This is a genomic window from Tardiphaga sp., from assembly GCF_041424195.1.
Classification (GTDB): Bacteria; Pseudomonadota; Alphaproteobacteria; order Rhizobiales; family Xanthobacteraceae; genus Tardiphaga.
Genome location: NZ_JBGMOE010000161.1, coordinates 60,458 through 79,619, shown reverse-complemented (window position 1 = coordinate 79,619; position 19,162 = coordinate 60,458). Strand labels below are relative to the sequence as shown.

The 19,162-nt window shown below is 61.2% G+C and carries 21 protein-coding genes; 11 read left to right on the top strand and 10 right to left on the bottom strand.

Going from position 1 to position 19,162, the window contains the following annotated elements:
• Positions 1-41 precede the first annotated feature (41 nt).
• Complete coding sequence (locus ACEK02_RS20795; RefSeq protein WP_371423454.1) at positions 42-824, bottom strand: alpha/beta hydrolase; 783 nt, start codon at positions 822-824, stop codon at positions 42-44.
• A gap of 322 nt (positions 825-1,146) precedes the next feature.
• Here ACEK02_RS20795 and infC point away from each other — a divergent pair, with 322 nt between their 5' ends.
• Positions 1,147-1,686: a translation initiation factor IF-3 gene (gene infC, locus ACEK02_RS20790; RefSeq protein ID WP_371423610.1), complete on the top strand. Its 540-nt coding sequence runs from the start codon at positions 1,147-1,149 to the stop codon at positions 1,684-1,686.
• A 98-nt stretch (positions 1,687-1,784) separates the two neighbouring features.
• Here the strand turns inward: infC and ACEK02_RS20785 are convergent, their stop codons facing one another.
• Positions 1,785-1,931 (bottom strand): hypothetical protein, encoded by a 147-nt coding sequence (locus ACEK02_RS20785; RefSeq protein WP_371423453.1) that lies wholly within the window; start codon positions 1,929-1,931, stop codon positions 1,785-1,787.
• Between the two features lie 293 nt (positions 1,932-2,224).
• Here ACEK02_RS20785 and rpmI point away from each other — a divergent pair, with 293 nt between their 5' ends.
• From rpmI to ACEK02_RS20755, 6 genes are all read left to right on the top strand, one after another.
• Positions 2,225-2,425, top strand: a complete 201-nt coding sequence (gene rpmI / locus ACEK02_RS20780) for a 50S ribosomal protein L35 (RefSeq protein WP_068730283.1) — start codon at positions 2,225-2,227, stop codon at positions 2,423-2,425.
• Between the two features lie 68 nt (positions 2,426-2,493).
• On the top strand, positions 2,494-2,853 hold the full coding sequence (rplT, locus tag ACEK02_RS20775) for a 50S ribosomal protein L20 (protein WP_068730282.1): 360 nt from the start codon (positions 2,494-2,496) through the stop codon (positions 2,851-2,853).
• A 180-nt stretch (positions 2,854-3,033) separates the two neighbouring features.
• Complete coding sequence (gene pheS / locus ACEK02_RS20770; RefSeq protein WP_371423452.1) at positions 3,034-4,116, top strand: phenylalanine--tRNA ligase subunit alpha; 1,083 nt, start codon at positions 3,034-3,036, stop codon at positions 4,114-4,116.
• Positions 4,113-6,518, top strand: coding sequence for a phenylalanine--tRNA ligase subunit beta (gene pheT, locus ACEK02_RS20765; RefSeq protein ID WP_371423451.1), 2,406 nt, complete (start codon positions 4,113-4,115; stop codon positions 6,516-6,518). The genes pheS and pheT overlap by 4 nt, the downstream gene beginning before the upstream one ends.
• Positions 6,515-7,282 carry a sulfite exporter TauE/SafE family protein gene (locus tag ACEK02_RS20760; protein ID WP_371423450.1) on the top strand — a complete coding sequence of 256 codons (768 nt, stop codon included), beginning with the start codon at positions 6,515-6,517 and terminating at the stop codon, positions 7,280-7,282. The genes pheT and ACEK02_RS20760 overlap by 4 nt, the downstream gene beginning before the upstream one ends.
• Positions 7,283-7,355: 73 nt before the next feature.
• Positions 7,356-8,303, top strand: a complete 948-nt coding sequence (locus ACEK02_RS20755) for an MBL fold metallo-hydrolase (protein WP_371423449.1) — start codon at positions 7,356-7,358, stop codon at positions 8,301-8,303.
• 25 nt (positions 8,304-8,328) lie between these two features.
• On the opposite strand, the gene ACEK02_RS20750 is transcribed toward ACEK02_RS20755, so the two are convergent.
• Positions 8,329-9,732, bottom strand: coding sequence for a flavin monoamine oxidase family protein (locus ACEK02_RS20750; protein WP_371423448.1), 1,404 nt, complete (start codon positions 9,730-9,732; stop codon positions 8,329-8,331).
• A gap of 194 nt (positions 9,733-9,926) precedes the next feature.
• On the opposite strand from ACEK02_RS20750, the gene ACEK02_RS20745 reads away from it, so the two are divergent.
• Positions 9,927-10,817, top strand: coding sequence for a YiiX/YebB-like N1pC/P60 family cysteine hydrolase (locus ACEK02_RS20745; protein WP_371423447.1), 891 nt, complete (start codon positions 9,927-9,929; stop codon positions 10,815-10,817).
• Between the two features lie 6 nt (positions 10,818-10,823).
• On the opposite strand, the gene ACEK02_RS20740 is transcribed toward ACEK02_RS20745, so the two are convergent.
• Genes ACEK02_RS20740 through ACEK02_RS20730 form a run of 3 tightly spaced genes read right to left on the bottom strand, consistent with a single transcriptional unit; the run spans position 10,824 to position 14,003 of the window.
• Positions 10,824-11,675, bottom strand: a complete 852-nt coding sequence (locus ACEK02_RS20740; RefSeq protein WP_371423446.1) for a carbohydrate ABC transporter permease — start codon at positions 11,673-11,675, stop codon at positions 10,824-10,826.
• Between the two features lie 13 nt (positions 11,676-11,688).
• The gene (locus tag ACEK02_RS20735; protein ID WP_371423445.1) at positions 11,689-12,567 is read right to left on the bottom strand and encodes a carbohydrate ABC transporter permease; all 879 of its coding nucleotides are present in this window, start codon (positions 12,565-12,567) and stop codon (positions 11,689-11,691) included.
• A gap of 53 nt (positions 12,568-12,620) precedes the next feature.
• The gene (locus ACEK02_RS20730) at positions 12,621-14,003 is read right to left on the bottom strand and encodes an ABC transporter substrate-binding protein (protein WP_371423444.1); all 1,383 of its coding nucleotides are present in this window, start codon (positions 14,001-14,003) and stop codon (positions 12,621-12,623) included.
• A gap of 139 nt (positions 14,004-14,142) precedes the next feature.
• On the opposite strand from ACEK02_RS20730, the gene ACEK02_RS20725 reads away from it, so the two are divergent.
• Positions 14,143-14,895 carry a sulfate transporter family protein gene (locus ACEK02_RS20725; RefSeq protein WP_371423443.1) on the top strand — a complete coding sequence of 251 codons (753 nt, stop codon included), beginning with the start codon at positions 14,143-14,145 and terminating at the stop codon, positions 14,893-14,895.
• Here ACEK02_RS20725 and nth read toward each other — a convergent pair.
• Complete coding sequence (nth, locus tag ACEK02_RS20720; protein ID WP_371423442.1) at positions 14,892-15,668, bottom strand: endonuclease III; 777 nt, start codon at positions 15,666-15,668, stop codon at positions 14,892-14,894. The genes ACEK02_RS20725 and nth overlap by 4 nt on opposite strands.
• A 22-nt stretch (positions 15,669-15,690) precedes the next feature.
• Between nth and ACEK02_RS20715 the strand changes: the two genes are divergently transcribed.
• Together ACEK02_RS20715 and ACEK02_RS20710 are read left to right on the top strand one after the other, a co-directional pair.
• Complete coding sequence (locus ACEK02_RS20715; protein WP_371423441.1) at positions 15,691-16,209, top strand: DUF2244 domain-containing protein; 519 nt, start codon at positions 15,691-15,693, stop codon at positions 16,207-16,209.
• Positions 16,210-16,302: 93 nt separating this feature from the next.
• Entirely contained in the window at positions 16,303-17,184 is an 882-nt protein-coding gene (locus ACEK02_RS20710) for a methylated-DNA--[protein]-cysteine S-methyltransferase (RefSeq protein ID WP_371423440.1), read from the top strand.
• 82 nt (positions 17,185-17,266) lie between these two features.
• On the opposite strand, the gene ACEK02_RS20705 is transcribed toward ACEK02_RS20710, so the two are convergent.
• The 3 genes from ACEK02_RS20705 to ACEK02_RS20695 all read right to left on the bottom strand — a co-directional run bounded on the left by ACEK02_RS20705 (position 17,267) and on the right by ACEK02_RS20695 (position 19,151).
• Positions 17,267-17,890, bottom strand: coding sequence for a 2,3-bisphosphoglycerate-dependent phosphoglycerate mutase (locus ACEK02_RS20705; RefSeq protein WP_315839963.1), 624 nt, complete (start codon positions 17,888-17,890; stop codon positions 17,267-17,269).
• A 22-nt stretch (positions 17,891-17,912) separates the two neighbouring features.
• Positions 17,913-18,728, bottom strand: coding sequence for a 4-hydroxy-tetrahydrodipicolinate reductase (gene dapB, locus ACEK02_RS20700; RefSeq protein WP_371423439.1), 816 nt, complete (start codon positions 18,726-18,728; stop codon positions 17,913-17,915).
• A gap of 120 nt (positions 18,729-18,848) precedes the next feature.
• On the bottom strand, positions 18,849-19,151 hold the full coding sequence (locus ACEK02_RS20695) for a DUF1330 domain-containing protein (RefSeq protein WP_371423438.1): 303 nt from the start codon (positions 19,149-19,151) through the stop codon (positions 18,849-18,851).
• Positions 19,152-19,162: the final 11 nt, after the last annotated feature.

The window sequence follows — 19,162 nt, the reverse complement described above, 5'->3', positions numbered from 1 at the left end:
CTCTTTTCAGGCGAGCCTATTCAACGGCGCGGGTGACGCAATCAAAACTCCGCCACGGCCGACAATAGTCGCGCAATGTCCTGCGGGCGCGACAGCCGATGATCACCGTCCTGGATCATGGTCAACACGACATCCTCGCTCGGCAGCCGTTCTGCCAATCGGAAAGCGTGTTGCCACGGCACGTCGGGGTCCTGCCGGCCCTGCAAGATCCGGACGGGACAACCGACATCGATCGTGCCGCCGAGCAGCAGGTGATTGCGTCCCTCTTCGATCAACTGTCGCGTGATCGGATAGGGCTCGCCATATTCCGACGGGCGCAGCCATTGGCCGTTAGCCTCGATCTCCGCGCGAATTTCCGGAGAGAAGCCCTTCCACATCAGCTCTTCGGTGAAATCCGGCGCCGGCGCGATCAGCACCAAGCCCTTCAGCGTCGCGCGCCCTACTTTGCCGCGCCGGGCCAGCGCACGCGCCAGCAGCAACGCCATCCAGCCCCCCATCGACGAGCCGATCACCACTTGCGGACCCTGGCAGGCCGCATCGAACGCCGCGAGGCTATCCTCCAGCCATTGACCGATGGTGCCATCGACGAAATCGCCGCCGGATTCACCGTGGCCGGAATAGTCGAAACGTACACAGGCCCGGCCGTGCTCGGCGGCCCAGGCATCGAGCGCGACCGCCTTGCCGCCCTGCATGTCGGATTTGAAGCCGCTCATCCAGAACAAGCCCGGTGTTCCGCCATCGCGGACCCGCATGGCGATCTGGCGATTGTTGCCGGCGGTGCCGACAGTGATGAAGGTAGGGTCGGTCGATACCGTTGTGCTCATCAAACTATCCTTGTTCGACCTCAAAATGCCGCTTGCTGTTTGATTGAGCAGGTCGGGATCGTCAACGCCGATCCCTAAACCTCCATATCCTCGGGAACACCCACCCCAGTGCCGCGTTGCGCTTCCATCAACCGCGGCTTGCAGAACGATCCGGAGAACTCTATTTGAGCTATGTCAGCGGGGCGCGACGCGTAGTGGCCTTTCGCGTGACGAAATTGCCTCGTATTTGAGTGATTTGGCGCCATATGGCGTGAGTTTGCTTGCTCGAAACGCCTTATTCCTTCACACTGCGGCCTTCCTTCACAACATTGGAGAGTTACCCATTCGCCGTCCCAACAGAGCCCCGCCCGCCGCAACCAAAGACGGGCCGCGCACCAACGATGAAATTCGCAATCTGCAGATCCAGCTGATTGATCAGACCGGCCTCAACCACGGCACCGTGGAAACCATTGCTGCGATTAAGATGGCAATGGAAGCCGGTATGGATCTGGTCGAGATTTCGCCGAACGTGAATCCTCCCGTCTGCAAGATCATGGACTACGGGAAGTTCAAATATTCGGCGCAGAAGAAGGCCGCCGAGGCCCGCAAAAAGCAGAAGATCGTCGAAATCAAGGAGATCAAGCTCCGCCCGATGATCGATGATCATGACTACGACGTGAAAATGCGCGCGATGCAGCGCTTCTTCGAGGAAGGCGACAAGGTCAAAATCACCTTGCGCTACCGTGGCCGCGAAATGGCGCACCAGGAAATCGGCACCAAGCTGCTCGACAAGGTCAAAGCAGACGTCGCCGAATACGCCAAGGTGGAGCAGGACGCGCGCTTCGAAGGTCGTCAGGTGGTGATGGTGCTGGCACCGCGCTGATCACAGCGGCGACTTGGCAACGAGGGATTTCGGCCCGTCAGTCTTGGCGGGCCTTTTTCTTTGGAAGAGTTTTCAGAGATCTATCGAAGACGGGCGGGTCAGCCCGAGACGAGGGCGAGTGCACCGGCCAGCGCGATGGCGGCGGCAAGACCCGCGGCGACGAACATCCAGCGGGTGGCGGTCTGAGCAGCAGCATTTTGCTGGATGGCAACCGCCCTTGCGGCGGCACGTGTATTCCGGGCCATTGTCGTCGTCCCTTTGTTTCTCTGGTTCGGGTTACATAGGCATCCGGGCCCGTTCGGACCAGCCTGAAGCCATGCGCTAAACAGAGTGTTGAGCCGCGTTAATCGTTGCCATCGGGGCATTCCTCTGCCATAAGCCCAACCTTCGTCGCCCGGCTGATTAAGGGCTGCCGTGTCGACGACTGTGCTGACTTTCCGCAAACGGCGGTTAGTTGAGCATTTTCAACGCTCTAACGAGCATTTTAGCCTACGCAACGCCCCTCGGGGCGCTTTCTGCGTGGCCATAGGAGAGCCAAATGCCCAAGCTGAAGACCAAGTCGGGCGCCAAAAAGCGCTTTAAAGTTACCGGAACGGGTAAGGTTATGGCCGCCCATGCCGGCAAACGCCACGGTATGATCAAGCGGACGAAGAAGCAGATTCGTCAGCTCCGCGGCACCCGCGTGCTGTTCAAGACCGATGGCGACAACATCAAGCAGTACTTTCTGCCAAACGCCTGATCGCCCTTACGCCGCTTGATTGCGGCGGATATCACCCCTTTTGTTATTTCAGATGAAGGAGATCAGTCATGGCTCGCGTAAAACGCGGTGTGACGGCTCACGCCAAGCATAAGAAAGTCTACAAGGCCGCCAAGGGTTTCCGTGGTCGCCGCAAGAATACCATCCGCGCCGCCAAGGCCGCCGTCGACAAGGCCGGCCAATATGCGTTCCGCGATCGCAAGCGCAAGAAGCGTACGTTCCGCGCGCTCTGGATCCAGCGTCTCAACGCTGCCGTCCGTCCGCTCGGCATGACCTACAGCGTGTTTATCAACGGTCTCGCCAAGTCCGGCGTGACTGTCGACCGCAAGGTGCTCTCGGATCTCGCGATCAACGAGCCGGCGGCGTTCAACGCGATTGCCGAGAAGGCCAAGGCTGCTCTCGCAGCCTAAGCTCTCTACGCTCCGCGTATTCATCGACATTGTCATGGCCGGGCAGAAGCGTTCACACGCTCCTGTCCCGGCCATTGACGTCTTAATCCCTGTGATACCCGTGCTGTAGAAGCTGGTGCCCGGCCTTCCGTCGGACGCGAAGACAGCAAGAGGCGCCCGCCTCTCTCATCGAGGTTGCTGATGTCCGATCTGACGACACTCCAACAAAATATCCTGGCCGATATTGCCAATGCTTCCGACGAAGCAGCCATCGAAGCCGTCCGTGTCGGCGCGCTCGGCAAGAAGGGTTCGATCTCCGCGCTGTTGTCGACTCTCGGCAAGATGACGCCGGAAGAACGCAAGACCGAAGGCGCGGCCATCAACCTGGCCAAGGACACCGTTACGCAGGCGCTGACCGCGCGCCGCGATGTGCTGAAATCCGCCGCCCTCGATGCACGTCTCGCTTCCGAGACCATCGACGTCACGCTGCCGCTGCGCGATGGTCCCGCCGAACTCGGCCGCATTCATCCCCTCAGCCAGACCTGGGACGAGCTGACGACGATCTTCGCCGATATGGGCTTCGCCGTCGCCGAGGGTCCGGATATCGAGACCGACGACTACAACTTCACCAAGCTGAACTTCCCCGAGGGCCACCCGGCCCGCGAGATGCACGACACCTTTTACTTCAATCCGAAGGAAGACGGCTCGCGCCTGCTGCTGCGCACGCATACGTCCCCCGTGCAGGTGCGCACCATGCTGAGCCAGCAACCACCGATCCGCGTGATCTGCCCGGGGCGCACCTATCGCAGCGACTCGGACCAGACCCACACGCCGATGTTCCATCAGGTGGAAGGCCTGGTCATCGACAAGGGCTCGCATCTCGGTCACCTCAAATGGATCCTGCACGAATTCTGCAAGGCGTTCTTTGAGGTCGATAACGTCAATATGCGTTTCCGCCCGTCGTTCTTCCCGTTCACGGAGCCGTCGCTGGAAGTCGATATCCAGTGCCGTCGCGACAAGAACGAGATCCGTTTCGGCGAAGGCGAGGATTGGCTCGAAATTCTCGGCTGCGGCATGGTGCATCCAAATGTGCTGCGGGCCTGCGGCATTGATCCCGATGTGTATCAAGGCTTCGCCTGGGGTATGGGCATCGACCGTATCGCGATGCTGAAATACGGCATGGCCGACCTGCGCCAGCTGTTCGAAGGCGACGTGCGCTGGCTCAATCACTACGGCTTCAAGCCGCTTGAAGTACCGACGCTGGCCGGAGGACTGAGCACGTGAAATTTTCCCTCTCCTGGCTGAAGGATCATCTCGACACCGACGAGTCGCTCGAGACGCTGACCGACAAACTCACCATGATCGGGCTTGAGGTCGAGCATATCGACGACAAGGCGAAGCTTCTGAAGCCGTTCACGATCGCCGAGATCGTCACGGCCGAGCAGCACCCCAATGCTGACCGCCTGCGTGTCTGTACCGTCAATGCCGGCGACGACAGGCCGCTGCAGATCGTCTGCGGTGCGCCGAATGCGCGTGCGGGCCTGAAGACCGTCCTCGCCAGGCCGGGTACTTTTATCCCGGGCAAGGATTTCACCATCGGCCTCGGCAATATCCGCGGTGTCGAAAGCCAGGGCATGCTGTGCTCGGCCGGTGAACTCGGCCTGCCGGACAATGTCGACGGCATCATCGAACTGCCTGCCGATGCGCCTGTCGGCGCGATCTATCCCGATTGGGCCAAGCTCGGCGATCCCGTCATCGAGATCAATCTGACGCCCAATCGCCAGGATTGCACCGGCGTATCCGGCATCGCCAGGGATCTTGCCGCGGCCGACATGGGCGTGTTCAAGAATCCCGGCATCAAGCCGATCAAGGGGGAATTCCCCTGCCCCATCAAAGTCACCGTCGAAGACGCCACATTGTGCCCGGGCTTCGCGCTGCGTCTCGTGCGCGGCGTCAAGAACGGCCCTTCTCCCGAGTGGCTGCAGAAGAAGCTGACCTCGATCGGTCTGCGCCCGATCAATGCGCTGGTCGACATCACCAACTTCCTGACCTTCGACCGCGCACGTCCGCTGCATGTGTTCGACGCGTCCAAGGTGAGGGGCGATATCGTGGTACGCCGTGCCCGCGACGGCGAAACGCTGCTCGCGCTGGATGGCAAGACCTATACGCTCGACAGCAAGGCCTGCGTCATCGCCGACGACCATGGCGTCGAGTCGCTCGCTGGCATCATGGGCGGCGAAGCGTCGGGCTGTTCGGAAGAAACCACCGACGTCCTGATCGAATCCGCGCTGTGGAACGAGATCAATATCGCGCAGACCGGCCGCAGGCTCGGCATCAATTCCGATGCGCGTTATCGGTTCGAGCGCGGCGTCGACCCGGCCTTCATGGTGCCCGGCCTCGAACTGGCGACCAGGCTGGTGATGGAACTGTGCGGCGGCACGCCGTCAGATAGCGTCGTGGTCGGCAAGAGCTATGGCGACGATCGCCTCATCGATTTCCCGATTACCGAGGTGAAGCGCCTCGCCGCCATCGACGTGCCATTCCCGGAGATGCGACGCATCCTGACGCATCTCGGCTTCATGGTGGCGGGCAGTGGCCCCGTGGTGAAAGTCGCCGTGCCATCATGGCGCAGCGATGTGACCGGCAAGGCGGATATCGTCGAAGAGATCATGCGCATCGTCGGCGTCGACAAGGTGCCGATGACGCCGTTCCCACGTGGCGACGCCCCGCGCAAGCCCGTGCTGACGCAGATTCAGCAGCGTACCCGGCGCGCCAAGCGCGGGCTGGCGGCGCGTGGTCTCGTCGAGGCCGTGACGTGGTCGTTCATTTCGAAGCCCCACGCCGAAGTCTTCGGCGGCGGTGCGCCCGAACTGGCGCTGGCCAATCCGATCGCGGCTGACCTCTCCGACATGCGCCCGAGCCTGTTGCCAGGCCTTGTCGCGGCAGCGCAGGCCAATGCGCATCGCGGCTCGTCCGACCTCGCACTGTTTGAAGTCGGCCAGATCTTCCGTGGTGATCGCCCACAGGATCAGTTCATGGCCGCCTCCGGCGTGCGGCGCGGCCTTGCATCGTCGGCGGGCAACGGCCGTCACTGGTCAGGCGCCAGCGCTGCGAACGCGCTCGACGCCAAGGCCGATGCATTTGCAGTTCTCGCAGCCGCGGGTGCACCGATGCAGGCATTGCAGATCGTCGCCGGTGGTGCCGGCTGGCTGCATCCAGGTCGCTCCGGCACGATCCAGATCGGGCCGCAGAACATCCTCGGCTATTTCGGCGAGTTGCATCCGCGCGCACTCGAGGCACTCGGTGCCGACGGCCCGGTGATGGCGTTCGAAGTGATCCTCGATCGCATTCCCGACGCCAAGCAGAAGGCGACGCGCGCCAAGCCAACGCTCGAGCTTTCGGCGTTCCAGCCGGTGTCGCGCGATTTCGCCTTCATCGTCGATCGCAAGGTCATGTCTGGCGATATCGTGCGTGCCGCAGCCGGCGTGGACAAGAAGCTGGTCACCGGTGTGACCGTGTTCGACGTCTATGAGGGCAAGGGCATCGACGACGACAAGAAGTCGGTGGCCATCGCGGTGACGATCCAGCCACGCGAGAAGACCCTGACCGATCAGGAAATCGACGCGGTGGCGGCGAAGATCGTGGCTGAAGTGACGAAGAAAACGGGCGGTACGTTACGCGCATGATGGAGACGCTTGGGCTGGTCCAATACTCGACCACGTCGCTCGTCTTCATCACGGTGACAGCCTTCATCGCCGGACTGGCCCGCGGGTTCTCGGGCTTCGGTTCGGCGCTGATCTTCATGCCGCTCGCCTCGAGCGTGGTCGGTGCGCAGATCGCGTCGCCCTTGCTGCTGCTGATCGACTTCTCGACCACGCTCACTCTGATTCCCAATGCCGCCCGCCGCGCTGACAGGCGCGACGTAAGCATCATTTCGCTGGGGGCGTTGGTCGGCGTGCCGCTTGGCACGATGGCCTTGGCCTGGGCCGATCCGCTCACCATCCGCTGGGGTATCGTCGCGCTCATCGTCACGATGCTAACACTGCTGATCTCCGGCTGGCGCTATCCGGGCAAGCCGACCGTACCGGTGACGGTCAGCGTTGGCGGTCTCGCCGGGTTCTTCGGCGGACTGGCGCAGCTCGGCGGCCCGCCAGTGGTCATGTATTGGCTACGTGACGCGGCCGTGGCCGCCGTCACGCGCGCAAACATCATTCTGTATTTCGCCATCGCCGACGTGCTGATCATCATCAGCTACACGATCGGCGGATTGTGGAGCACGGCCATCCTCGGACTCGCCGTGATCACCGGGCCGGTATTCGGGCTTGGCCTGTGGATTGGCTCGAAACTGTTCGGCAAGGCCAGCGATGAGCTATTCCGCCGCATCTGCTACACGCTGATCGCCGTCTCGGCGCTGATCAGCCTGCCGCTGTTCGACGGGATCGTTCACTGACGCTTGCGTGACTTGCGGCGCCAGCCGGCGCGGCGCTAGGGTCTCTCCAATTCAAGAACAACGGGAGAAGACCATGATCGATCGCCGCGACATGCTGAAGTTTGCTGCTGCCGGCGCCGTGGTCTTCGCGGCGCGCCCCGCGCTGGCGCAGACGCTGGCAAAACCGCGCACCAGGATCATATTTCTCGGCACCAAGGGCGGCCCGCGCGTCGGCGTCGGTGCATCCAATCCCGCCAACCTCGTTGTGGTCAACGACACGCCGTTCGTGATCGATTGCGGCATGGGCGTCAGCCGGCAACTGGTCAATGCCGGCGTGCCGATTCCCTCGGTGAAGTACATCTTCATCAGTCACCACCATTCCGATCACAATCTGGAATACGGTAACCTGTTCTACAACGCCTGGGCCGCAGGCCTCTCGACACCGATCCATTCGTTCGGCCCCAAGGGCATCGAGGCAATGACCCGGACTTATTGGGAGTTGAACAAATTCGACGTTGATACCCGCATCGAAGATGAAGGTCGCCCCGATCCGCGGCCGCTGCTCATTGCCAAGGATATCGCGGAGGATGGCGTGGTGCTGCAGACCGCCAACGTCAAGGTGACGGCGTTCCGCACGCCACATCCGCCGATCGTCGACAACTTCGCCTACAAATTCGAGACGCCCGACGGCGTCATCGTGTTCTCCAGCGACACCGCTTACAACCCGAAACTCGCAGAGTTCGCCAAGGGAGCGGACGTGCTGGTGCATGAGGCCCTTTACGTGCCCGCTGTTGACCGGCTGGTGATCAAGACGAAGAACGGCGCGACACTGAAAAAACATTTGATGGAGAGCCACACCACCACCGAGGATGTCGGACGTATCGCCGCCGCTGCTGGCGTGAAGGTGCTGGTGCTCAGCCATTTCGTGCCGGGCGACGATCCCGAAGTCACGGACGAGGACTGGATCGAAGGCGCGCGAAAGAATTTTTCCGGCAAGATCATCGTTGCCAAGGATCTGATGCAGCTGGCGCTACCGGTGTAGCGCCAATCGCAGCCTCACGTCGCGACTACTCCGCCCCACCTCCGCTCGACCGCTGCCGACGCTGCTTGACCCGCAATGGCTTTTCCGGCTCGAGCTCTTTCATTGCGCCGATCTTCTTGAGCGCGGCCTCTGCTGCGCGCTCGCCGCTTTCCCATGCGCCATCGACCGTGCCCCACAATGTTTCGTGCGTGGCTTCGCCGGCGAGGAACAAATTTCCCATCGGTTCGGAGAGAATACGGCGCGAAGCCTGTCCGCCCGGCGCAGCGCCTGACATGGCACCAAGCACGAACGGCGATGCATTCCAGCGCGTGGTTGCCGAACGCTTGATCGCCGCCTTGAGATCGGAGCCGAACAGCTTCGTCAACCACTCGACCGCGAAAGCCACCATCGCAGCTTCACCTTGGGCTGCGAGATCGCGGCCGAATGCGCCAGCGACATCGACGGTACACAGCGATGACCCGCCAATGTTCGCAAACAGCGCACCGGTCCGCGCATTGATGCTTTGCTCGACCATCAGCTCGTCGCGACCGAGCCCAAGCGGGTTGCCATTAAACTGCAGCGCAATGCGGTCGTAACTGCCGAGACTGAGTTTTGCCGCGGCATCGAACTGACGCTTCGGCAGTTCCGGCGTGAACTTGATCGCACCGGACGACAACACATTGCTCGACACGGTGATGATGACAGCACGCGCGCCGATGCGGCCCGATGCCGTTTCGACGCCGATGTCACGACCGCTCCACGTCACGCGCGTCGCAGGCGTCGACAGCGCCACCGGGACGGTCTCGCCGAGTTTGCCCATCAGCGCGCCGAGCCCCTGGCGGGTGGCAACATCGATGGCACGATCCTGTGCGCGAGAAAGATCCAGCGTCGAGAGATCCTTCAGGTCCTTACCGGTCGCATAGGCCCCGAGCAAGAAATCGATCGTGCCCGCCCAGTCCCCGAGGTCCTTCGGCAGCGCCGCAGCGCAGGAGATGTCGGCACGGCGCGCTGCCTCGTCGATGGCGCGATTGGCGCGCACTACCGCGGCGAGCAATTCCTCGGTCTCGCCGGCACGGGCATTGCGACGCCCGATGCGCAACTTCTGGCTCGGCGGCGACGGTGCGACATCAATACCTGCAGGACGCGCCAACTTCACCAGCGCATTGGTTTCGGGCGTGTGCAGCCAGCGCGCCCCGCGATCGAACGGAACGTCGAAGCTGGTGGAATCCGTTGCGCAGCGGCCGCCGATCTGGTTGGAGGCTTCGACCACGATCACTTTGCGGTTCGCCGCCTGGATGCGGCGGGCTGCGGCGATGCCTGCCGCACCTGCGCCGATCACGACAATGTCAGCATCGCGCGGTAAAGACGCAGCCAATGCCCTTGCGCCAAACAGCGGCGCAAGCGTCAATGCCGCAGACGCCGACAGGAAATCGCGGCGCGAAATTGTCATGACATGGTTTCCGAAACTTTGTGATGCATGAGAACGTCCCGCGAACCTTGCCGTATTCGAGGATGTGCAGCAACCGTCGTGGTGAATCAATCGTCACCAGTGCCGCAGAGGCATGAACCAAATTGCAATGGCTTGCGACCATGATGAAGCCAGGGAAAGCGGTCGATACGAATCGCACCGGGGGAGTAACCATCATGGGCCTCATGCTCGATACGGTCGGGAAACTGATCGCCAGGTATCTGCAGAAAGAGCTGCCCGGCTATGAGCCGTTTACACCGAGCGATCCTGAGCGCCTGCGCGAAGTAATCCGGGAAGGCGACGTGTTGCTGGTCGAAGGCAACAACCACATCTCAGGCATCATCAAGTATCTGACGCAATCGACATGGTCGCACGCCGCGCTCTATGTCGGGCCGATCGAAGGCGCGATGGAGCCCGATGGCGAACCGCATGTGCTCATCGAGGCCAATATCGGCGAAGGCGTGACGTCTGTGCCGCTGTCGAAGTACTTTCCATATCACACGCGGGTTTGCCGCCCGGTCGGACTGTCCTATGAGGACCGCACCACGGTGTGCCGCTATGCCATCAACCGCATCGGCTTCGGTTACGACACCAAGAATATTCTGGATCTGATGCGGTATCTGATTCCGCTACCGATACCGCAGCGCTGGCGGCGACGCATGATCGCTTTCGGATCCGGCGATCCCACCAAGATCATTTGCTCGGCATTGATCGCACAGGCCTTCGATGCCGTGCGCTATCCTATCCTGCCGAAGATCACCCGTGGCGGCAGCCGTCAGGCACGCCGCGAGATTCTGCACATCCGCGATTCTTCGCTGTATATGCCGAGGGATTTCGACATCTCGCCCTATTTCGAAGTGGTCAAGCCAACCATCGAACTCGGCTTCGACTACACGGCACTGCATTGGGCCGACAAGCAGAAGCCGCTCCCGGAGGTAGCGGGTGCTTTCGGTCCGTTTCCGGAGCCCATCAGCGCGCCGGCGCTCAGTTCTGAAACGTCTGGTGCGGAAACGAAATTTCCTGGCGAGGAAGTGATAATAAATCCCCGGATCAGGCTGGTGGCCTGATCCGGCTCAGGATTTCACCGCGCCCGCCGTCAATCCGCCGACCATATAGCGCCGGAACACATAATAGACTGCGGCCGGTGGCAACGCGTAAATGAAGCCGGTGGTCATCAGCAATTCCCACGGCGAGTCGTCGGCGGCGAGGAAATTGCCGAGTGCGACAGGAAGCGTGATCTCGGTATCTTTCGACAGCAGCAGGAATGCGTAGAGATATTCGTTCCAGGCAAGCAGCAGGGCGTAGGTACCGACGGCCACCAGCGACGGAAGCATCAGCGGCACATAGACCATGCGGAACAGTTGCAGCGGCGTTGCGCCGTCCATGATGGCGGCTTCGTCGAGCTCAAGCGGCAGCTTGTCCGACGCCTGCTTGAGCACCCAGATCGCGTAGGGTGAGGCAATGGTGACCATCGCCAGGATCAGCGACCAGTGATTGTTGAGCAGACCGTAATTGCCCATCGTGCGATACATCGGCACCGCGAGAAACGCCGCCGGAATAAAGTAAGTGAACAATGCGAGGTTCATCACCGTTCGGCCGCCGCGCACACGCAGCCGTGAAATTGCAAAGGCTGCCGATGTTGCGATCACGAGTGTCAGCGCGCCCACGGCAACTGCTATCACCACCGAATTGCCGAACTGCGCCCAGAAATCGCGCAAAAAATAGTGCTGCTGATTGAACACGATCCTGAAATTGTTCAACGTTGGATGGTCGGGCCACAACTTGCCCGCAAACGCATCCTGCTTCGGCGAGATCGCGAACAGGAACATGTGGTAGATCGGAATCAGCGTCCAGATCAGCACCGGAATGCCGATCAGCAGCAGTCGCGCTTCGGCGCCGGCTTCGCGCAGGGATGGCACTCTCATCGCGGAGACCCTTTCATCGAGAGAGCCGTTTCATCATGAAATAGACCAGCGGCAGCACCAGCGGCATGGCGCAAACAATGGATGCCATCGACATGTCGAGCTGATCGAGGCGGAGATAGCGAATCCCCAACGTGGACAGAACATGGGTGAGATCGGCTGGCCCGCCTCCCGTCAACAGATAGACGCTGTTGAAGTCGCCAAGCGTCCAGATCATCGAAAGCAGCGTGCAGGTGAGATACAGCGTCTGCATCGATGGCCAGGTGATGAAGCGGAATTTCTGCCACCAGCTGGCGCCGTCGACATCGGCGGCCTCGAACATGTCCGTCGAGATTGCCAGACGCCCGGTCATCAGGATCAGCGTCCAGAACGGCAGCGACTTCCAGATGTGCACCAGAATGGCCAGCGTCAGGCCCATGGCAGGGTCATTCAGCCAGTTGGGCCCATCCTCGCCGGTGAATTTGAAAATCAGATTATTGATAACGCCCCATTCGGGATTGAACATGAATCGCACGGACAGGATGGTCGGAATCGACGGCACAGCCCAGGGCAGGATGAACAGCACCGACAGCCAGCGAATCCAGGTGCGCGACTGCACGAAGAAGCCCGACAGAAACAGCGCCACCAGCATTTTGAAATTGATGCCGATGACAAGAAAGATCAGCGTGTTGACGACGGCGCGCGCAAACACCGGATCGTTATAGAGCGCGACATAGCTCGCAGGATGGCGCGCCAGCCATAAGCCATAACCGATCGGATAGACGACGAAAGCCAGGAACACGAGCAGATAGGGCGCGATCATCACGATGCCCCAGACCTGCGGCGTGCTCAGCCGCGCAGACCACGGCCGGCGTGGCAGCGTCTCGGCGGGAGCGGGGTAGGCGATTGTGGCCATGCTGTGCACCATTGCAAAAGCCGGCCGCGAGGGGCGGCCGGCTTTGTCTCGGACTAACCCGCGACTTCCTTGATGCGGGCGATCAACTCATCGACGGCCTTCTCAACCGGCACCTTCTCGCTGACCACGCGATTCATCGCCTTGGCCCAGACGTTCTCGTTGTTCAGGATCGTGAACTTGTAATTCTTCACGAAATCGAACGACGAGGTGCCGCCGGTGAACTGGGTGTAAACCGCCTTGCGATGTTTATCGGCCTGCCAGAACGGGCTTGCCTGTCCGGCCTTCGTCACCGGGAACCAGCGGCCGAGCGCGCCCTCGACATAGGGGCCGAGATTTTCCTCTTCCATCAGGAACTTGACGAACTCCTTGGCGCCCGCCTTGTTCTTCGACTGCGAGAAGATCATCCCCGTCTTGACGTCGGAGCGATACTTGATCGGCGTGCCGTCGGGCTTCAGCGGGAACGATGCCGTGACGATCGTTTCCTCATAGGCCTTCTTGCCGGCCGCGCGCTGCTCCGGTGTCAGCGTCTGGTTCTGCGAATCCTCGAACCACTTCGCCGCGATCGAAATCGTGAAGTTGTGGGTCATGATGATGCTCTTGTTATGGAAGGCGACATTGTTGTCGGGGTCCTTCCACGTCGTCGAGGACGGCGGCGTGCAGCCCTTTACATAGGTGTCGGTGTAATCCCGGAGCGCGCCGATCAGGCCTTCTTTGACCTTGGGATCATCCACCAGCAGCTTGCCGTCATCGTCCACCAGCTTGACGTTATAGGCGTCCATGAAGGTGTAGAACGACTGCAGCGAGTCCGTGGACTCCACGCCCATTGGCTGACCAACGCCATAGGCACGGCTGCCCGTAGCCTTGCGGTAAGCGGGCTGCACCTTGTCGCACCAGAACGACCAATAGCCTTTCCAGTCCTTGGGGATATCGCTGACCTTGTAGCCGGCCTGCTCGAGCATATCGCTCCAGATCTCCACATGCATCGACTGCTGCTTCAGCGGAAAGCCATAATAGGCCTTCTTCTTGGTCTGACCGTTCATCAGGTAGGCGGTCTCGACCGTGTTCGGCGCGAACTTGTCCTTCATCGGCGCGAGAATGTCGGTCAGATCTTCCAACTTGCCCTCGAAGGCCCATTTGCCGGAGGCCTGCACATCATAGGTGTCGGCATAGGCGACATCCGGCGGCGTGCCGGAATCCAGCGCCGCCACAGTCTTCGGGATCATGTCCTGAATGGCATATTGCGAGAGTTCGACCTTGATCTTGGTCTTGTCCTCGAACTTCTTGATCGCCGCCAGCAGCGATTCATCTTCGGATTTGTAGAAACCCTTGCTGAACCACACGGTGATGCTTTGCTGCGCGAAGGCGGGCGCTGCGGTCAGAAACAAGCCGGAAGCGGCGGTGGCAAAAACAAGCGCACGGGTACCCTTGGTGATCAAGACGTCGTCCTCCCTGATGATTATTTTTCTTGAGACTACCTCTTTCTATTTATCCGTCCAGTGAAGAAGTCGATGCTGCGCTGCACTTGTCTGACAACTTCGCAACGGTTACGTTTTCGTAATTGCAGGAGAAAATCGGATGCTTGTTGCTGCTGCCAAGGCGCTATCGCAAATTCTGTCACCACCGATGCGTAGCATCCTGTGGAAGTCGATCGGGCTTGCCTTGGTTTTAATCACTGTACTGGCGATCGGCATGCAGCGGCTATTGAACTGGGCCGCCACCTCGGGCGGCGTCTGGGCCGAGAGCACGATAGGCTCGGACTATCACACGATGATCAATGTTCTGTCCTGGGCCTTGTCGATCGCCGCCGGTCTCAGCGTCGTCGCCGGCGCAATCTTTCTGATGCCGGCAATTACGTCACTGGTCGCCAGCGTGTTCGTCGATGACGTCGCCGATATCGTCGAGCGCGAGCACTATCCTGCGGAGCGTGTCGGCGTCGCATTGCCGTTCGGGCTCGCCATCACCGAAGGTGGCAAGACGGCGCTGCTGACCATCGTGGTCTATCTGATCGCACTACCCTTCGTGTTCTTCGCCGGTGTCGGTTTCATCGTCTTCTTCATCGCCACAGCCTGGCTGCTCGGCCGCGAATATTTCGAGCTCGCCGCCATGCGGTTCCGCTCGCCCGCAGATGCCAAGGCGATGCGCAAGCATCACGCGGCGACGGTGTTCACCGCCGGACTATTCATCGCGGCCTTCGTCTCGATTCCGATCGTCAACCTCGCCACGCCGCTATTCGGCATGGCCTTCATGGTTCACATGCACAAGCGATTGAGCGGCCCGCGGCCGGAGCTGATCGAACCGGGACGTGTGACAAAACTAACGGTGACCTAGACCACCGTCTTCTCCGGCCACTGGCACAGATCGTTGATCAGGCAAACCTCGCAGCGCGGCTTGCGCGCCAGACACGTGTAGCGGCCATGCAGGATCAGCCAATGATGGGCATGCAGCATGAACTCGGGAGGGATCACGCGCTCCAGCTCGAGCTCGACCTCCAGCACGTTCTTGCCCGGCGCCATGTTGGTGCGATTGCCGACGCGGAAGACATGGGTATCTACGGCCATCGTGTGTTCGCCGAACGCCATGTTGAGCACGACATTGGCGGTCTTGCGCCCCGCCCCCGGCAGTGACTCGATCTCGGCACGGGTGCGCGGCACGACACCGCCAAAATCACGGATCAGTTTTTCCGACAGCGCGATGACGTTCTTCGCCTTGGTGCGATAGAGGCCGATGGTTTTGATGTATTCGCGCACCGTCTCTTCGCCGAGATCGATCATCTTTTGCGGCGTATCGGCGATGGGAAAAAGCGCGCGCGTGGCCTTGTTGACGCCGGCGTCGGTCGCCTGCGCCGATAGCACCACGGCGACCAGCAGCGTGTAGGGATTGAGATGTTCAAGCTCGCCCTTGGGCTCGGGATTGGCCTTGCGGAAGCGCGAGAAGGCTTCATGGACCTGGGCTTTGGTCCAAGGTTTCAACTTGATGGGTTTCAGCTTGATAGGCTTCGACCTGGCTATCTTCTTCGCAGGTGCCTTGACCGCTTTCGCTACAACCTTCTTTGCAGGACTGGATTTCGTGCTGGCGGGGAGCTTGCGGGTGATTTTCGGCATCAAAGGGATATACTGAGGGACCATGACATCAGGCAACGACTTTGACGTCCTGCAGGAACCGATGCTGTTCAGCGCGCTGTTGCGTCCGCATCGCGCGCTGGGTCGCAAGGGCTTCCTCGTGCTTATGGGTTTCATCAGCGCTGTCTCGTTCGGCGCAGGAATGGCCTTCCTGCTGATGGGCGCTTGGCCGGTGCTCGGCTTTTTCGGACTCGACCTGCTGGCGATCTATATCGCCTTCAGGATCTACGACAGACGCTCCGAGGCCACCGAAGAGATCACCGTCACGCCGTCGGAAATCCGCGTGCGCCGGGTCAGCCCACGGGGCGACGTCGTGGAATGGGCGTTCAATCCGCTCTGGGTGCAGCTCGATCAGGTCTGCCACGCCGAATTCGGCATCGAGCAGCTTTTTCTGGTCTCGCGTGGCCGCCGGGTCTCGATCGCGCGGTTTCTGGGCGCGGAAGAAAAGGCAAGCTTCGTCAAAGACTTAATTGCTGCCTTGCAGGCAGCCAAACGCGGCCCGACCTACAATCCGGTGGCATGATGCCTGTGGTGATATCAGGTCGGAAATCGGGTGGTTTGCGCACGGGCGCAGGCCTACATCGATATCATGATGAATCTTGCCAGAGACCTAGCGATGACTGAGCATCGCCCGATCAAGCCGGGCCAGCGCGACGCGGCCCTGCGCGATTACGATTCCGTGCGCCGTGCCATCGGCTTCATGCACTCACAGTGGCGGGACCAGCCCAATATCGAGGCCGTGGCGGACGCCGCGAGCGTGACGCCGGACGAACTGCACCACCTGTTCCGCCGCTGGGCCGGACTGACACCGAAAGCATTCATGCAGGCGCTGACGCTCGATCACGCCAAGCACCTGCTGCGCGATTCCGCCAGCGTCCTCGACGCAGCGCTCGACTCCGGCCTGTCCGGCCCGGGCCGGCTGCACGACCTGTTCGTCACCCATGAAGCGATGTCACCCGGAGAATGGAAAACCGGCGGCGCCGGCATGGAGCTGCGTTACGGCTTCCATCCCTCGCCGTTCGGCACAGCGATCGTGATCGCCAGCGATCGCGGCCTTGCAGGTCTCGCATTCTCCGACCCCGGCGAAGAACAGCGCGCTTTCGCCGACTTGAGCCGGCGCTGGCCGGCAGCCACATTGATCGAGGACACCGCCGGCACGGCCGGGCTGGCGCGGCGTATCTTTGATACCAAACTGTGGCGACCGGACGAGCCGCTGCGGGTAGTGCTAATCGGCACCGACTTCGAGGTCCGTGTCTGGGAGACGCTGCTGAAGATCCCGATGGGCCGCGCCGTCAGCTATTCAGACATCGCGTGCAAGATCGAGAAGCCGAAGGCTTCACGCGCCGTAGGCGGCGCAGTGGGCCGCAACCCGATCTCCTTCGTGGTGCCCTGTCACCGCGCACTCGGCAAATCCGGCGCGTTGACAGGCTATCATTGGGGTATCACCCGCAAACAGGCGATGATCGGCTGGGAGGCCGGGCAGGTCGGGGCTGGTTAGAGGTCATGCCTCGCCACGTCACTGCGAGCGAAGCCAAGCAATCTGGTCTCGCTTCGCTCGTCGGAATGACGACTGAAAGTACTCAACCCGCGAGATCAACCTTCGACGCCACCGTCGCATCGGCATTGAGCCGATAGATCACCGGCACGCCGGTCGCGAGCTCGCGGGCCAGAATGCCTTCCGGCGTCAGCTTCTCCAGCACCATGATCAGTGCGCGCAGTGAATTGCCGTGGGCCGCCACCAGCGTACGTTCGCCGCGCAGCACGCAAGGCAGAATCTCCTGCACGAAATACGGCAGCGTGCGTGCCAGCGTATCCTTCAGGCTCTCGCCACCGGGCGGCGGCACGTCATAGGAACGGCGCCAGACATGGACCTGCTCCTCGCCCCATTTGGCGCGGGCATCGTCCTTGTTGAGACCTGAGAGGTCGCCGTAGTCGCGCTCGTTAAGTGCCAGATGTTTGGTGATCGGCAGACCGGTCTGGCCCATCTCTTCCAGTGCGAGATTGAGCGTATGCTGTGCGCGGGTCAGCGCCGAGGTGAAGGCAACGTCAAACGTCAGACCCTGCGCCTTCAGCTTGCGGCCGGCTTCCTTGGCCTCGGCGACGCCCTTCTCGGTGAGATCAGGATCCTTCCAGCCGGTGAAAAGGTTCTTCAGATTCCATTCGCTCTGCCCGTGACGGACGAGGACGAGAAGACGTTCGTTCATCGAGAATTCCGTTTCGTTCTTCTTACATTTCACCAAGGCCGAGCACGTCAGCCATCGAGTACAAACCGGGCTTTTTTCCATGCGCCCACATCGCCGCCTTCAGTGCGCCATGGGCGAAGATCAGGCGATCCTCAGCCTTGTGCGACAGCTCGATGCGTTCATGAGGACCGGCGAAGATCACCGTGTGGTCGCCTGCGACGGTGCCGCCGCGGAGCGACGCAAAGCCGATATCGCCGGTCTTGCGCGCACCGGTGAGGCCATCGCGGCCACGCGCCGAATGTTGCTCAAGTGGAATCTTGCGGCCTTCGGCAGCAGCCTGACCCAGCATGAAAGCCGTGCCCGACGGCGCGTCGATCTTGGCCTTGTGGTGCATCTCCAGCACTTCGATATCGAAGCCGTCATCGAGCGACTGCGCGACACGCTTTACCAGCGCGGCGAGCAGATTGACGCCAAGGCTCATATTGCCCGACTGCACGACGATGGCCTGACCTGTCACACTCTTGATCACCGCGTTATCCGATGCCGACAGGCCGGTGGTGCCGATCACATGGACGAGGCCACGCTGGGCTGCGATCGCAACATTGGCGATGGTTGCCGCAGGAACGGTGAAATCGAGAATGCCGTCGGCATCCTTCGACAGCGTCCAGAGGTCGGCCGAGAGTTTGACGCCATTCTCCGGCAGGCCGGCGAGCACGCCGGCATCCTGTCCTAGCAATGCGGACCCCGGCGCTTCCAGCGCACCGGCAACGACAGCGCCCGGGGTTTCGGAAATGGTGCGGATCAGCGCGCGGCCCATTCGGCCGCCGGCGCCAGCAACAATCAGTCTCATATCGGACATTGAACGATCCTCAGTATCTTAAGGCGGTATAGCGGCGCGCTGCCACGGCGGCAACACATCCACGGTACCTAAAGTCCTTAGATACCAATCAGATCAAACACATGCTTAAGGCCCCGCCGATCAAGGCTGCGGACCGTCGTACCCCTCGATGATCACGAGATCGCTTTCACCGTGCGGGCTACGCATGGCCACCAGCCGCTGGTATTCCGGCGAATTGTAGCAGGCCAGCGCAGTCGGGTAGTCCTTGAATTCGAGCACCACATTGCGCGACCGCGAGGTGCCTTCCTTGGCCTCGAACTGGCCGCCGCGCACCAGGAATTTGGCTCCGAATTTGTTGAAGACCGGGCCGTTCTCGGCCACGTATTGCTTGTAACCGTCCATATTGTGCACGTCGACGCGCGCAATCCAGTAAGCTTTGGCCATCGTCTTTCTCC

Excerpts from the sequence above, each read along its gene's own strand:
- ACEK02_RS20785 (WP_371423453.1), bottom strand. The coding sequence starts at position 1,931 with ATGGCCCGGAATACACGTGCCGCCGCAAGGGCGGTTGCCATCCAGCAA.
- ACEK02_RS20705 (WP_315839963.1), bottom strand. The coding sequence starts at position 17,890 with ATGAACGAACGTCTTCTCGTCCTCGTCCGTCACGGGCAGAGCGAATGG.
- ACEK02_RS20725 (WP_371423443.1), top strand. The coding sequence starts at position 14,143 with ATGCTTGTTGCTGCTGCCAAGGCGCTATCGCAAATTCTGTCACCACCG.
- pheS (WP_371423452.1), top strand. The coding sequence starts at position 3,034 with ATGTCCGATCTGACGACACTCCAACAAAATATCCTGGCCGATATTGCC.
- ACEK02_RS20715 (WP_371423441.1), top strand. The coding sequence starts at position 15,691 with ATGACATCAGGCAACGACTTTGACGTCCTGCAGGAACCGATGCTGTTC.
- ACEK02_RS20710 (WP_371423440.1), top strand. The coding sequence starts at position 16,303 with ATGACTGAGCATCGCCCGATCAAGCCGGGCCAGCGCGACGCGGCCCTG.
- ACEK02_RS20755 (WP_371423449.1), top strand. The coding sequence starts at position 7,356 with ATGATCGATCGCCGCGACATGCTGAAGTTTGCTGCTGCCGGCGCCGTG.
- dapB (WP_371423439.1), bottom strand. The coding sequence starts at position 18,728 with ATGTCCGATATGAGACTGATTGTTGCTGGCGCCGGCGGCCGAATGGGC.
- ACEK02_RS20740 (WP_371423446.1), bottom strand. The coding sequence starts at position 11,675 with ATGAGAGTGCCATCCCTGCGCGAAGCCGGCGCCGAAGCGCGACTGCTG.
- ACEK02_RS20735 (WP_371423445.1), bottom strand. The coding sequence starts at position 12,567 with ATGGCCACAATCGCCTACCCCGCTCCCGCCGAGACGCTGCCACGCCGG.
- nth (WP_371423442.1), bottom strand. The coding sequence starts at position 15,668 with ATGCCGAAAATCACCCGCAAGCTCCCCGCCAGCACGAAATCCAGTCCT.
- ACEK02_RS20745 (WP_371423447.1), top strand. The coding sequence starts at position 9,927 with ATGGGCCTCATGCTCGATACGGTCGGGAAACTGATCGCCAGGTATCTG.
- rplT (WP_068730282.1), top strand. The coding sequence starts at position 2,494 with ATGGCTCGCGTAAAACGCGGTGTGACGGCTCACGCCAAGCATAAGAAA.
- ACEK02_RS20750 (WP_371423448.1), bottom strand. The coding sequence starts at position 9,732 with ATGACAATTTCGCGCCGCGATTTCCTGTCGGCGTCTGCGGCATTGACG.
- ACEK02_RS20695 (WP_371423438.1), bottom strand. The coding sequence starts at position 19,151 with ATGGCCAAAGCTTACTGGATTGCGCGCGTCGACGTGCACAATATGGAC.
- ACEK02_RS20795 (WP_371423454.1), bottom strand. The coding sequence starts at position 824 with ATGAGCACAACGGTATCGACCGACCCTACCTTCATCACTGTCGGCACC.
- rpmI (WP_068730283.1), top strand. The coding sequence starts at position 2,225 with ATGCCCAAGCTGAAGACCAAGTCGGGCGCCAAAAAGCGCTTTAAAGTT.
- ACEK02_RS20760 (WP_371423450.1), top strand. The coding sequence starts at position 6,515 with ATGATGGAGACGCTTGGGCTGGTCCAATACTCGACCACGTCGCTCGTC.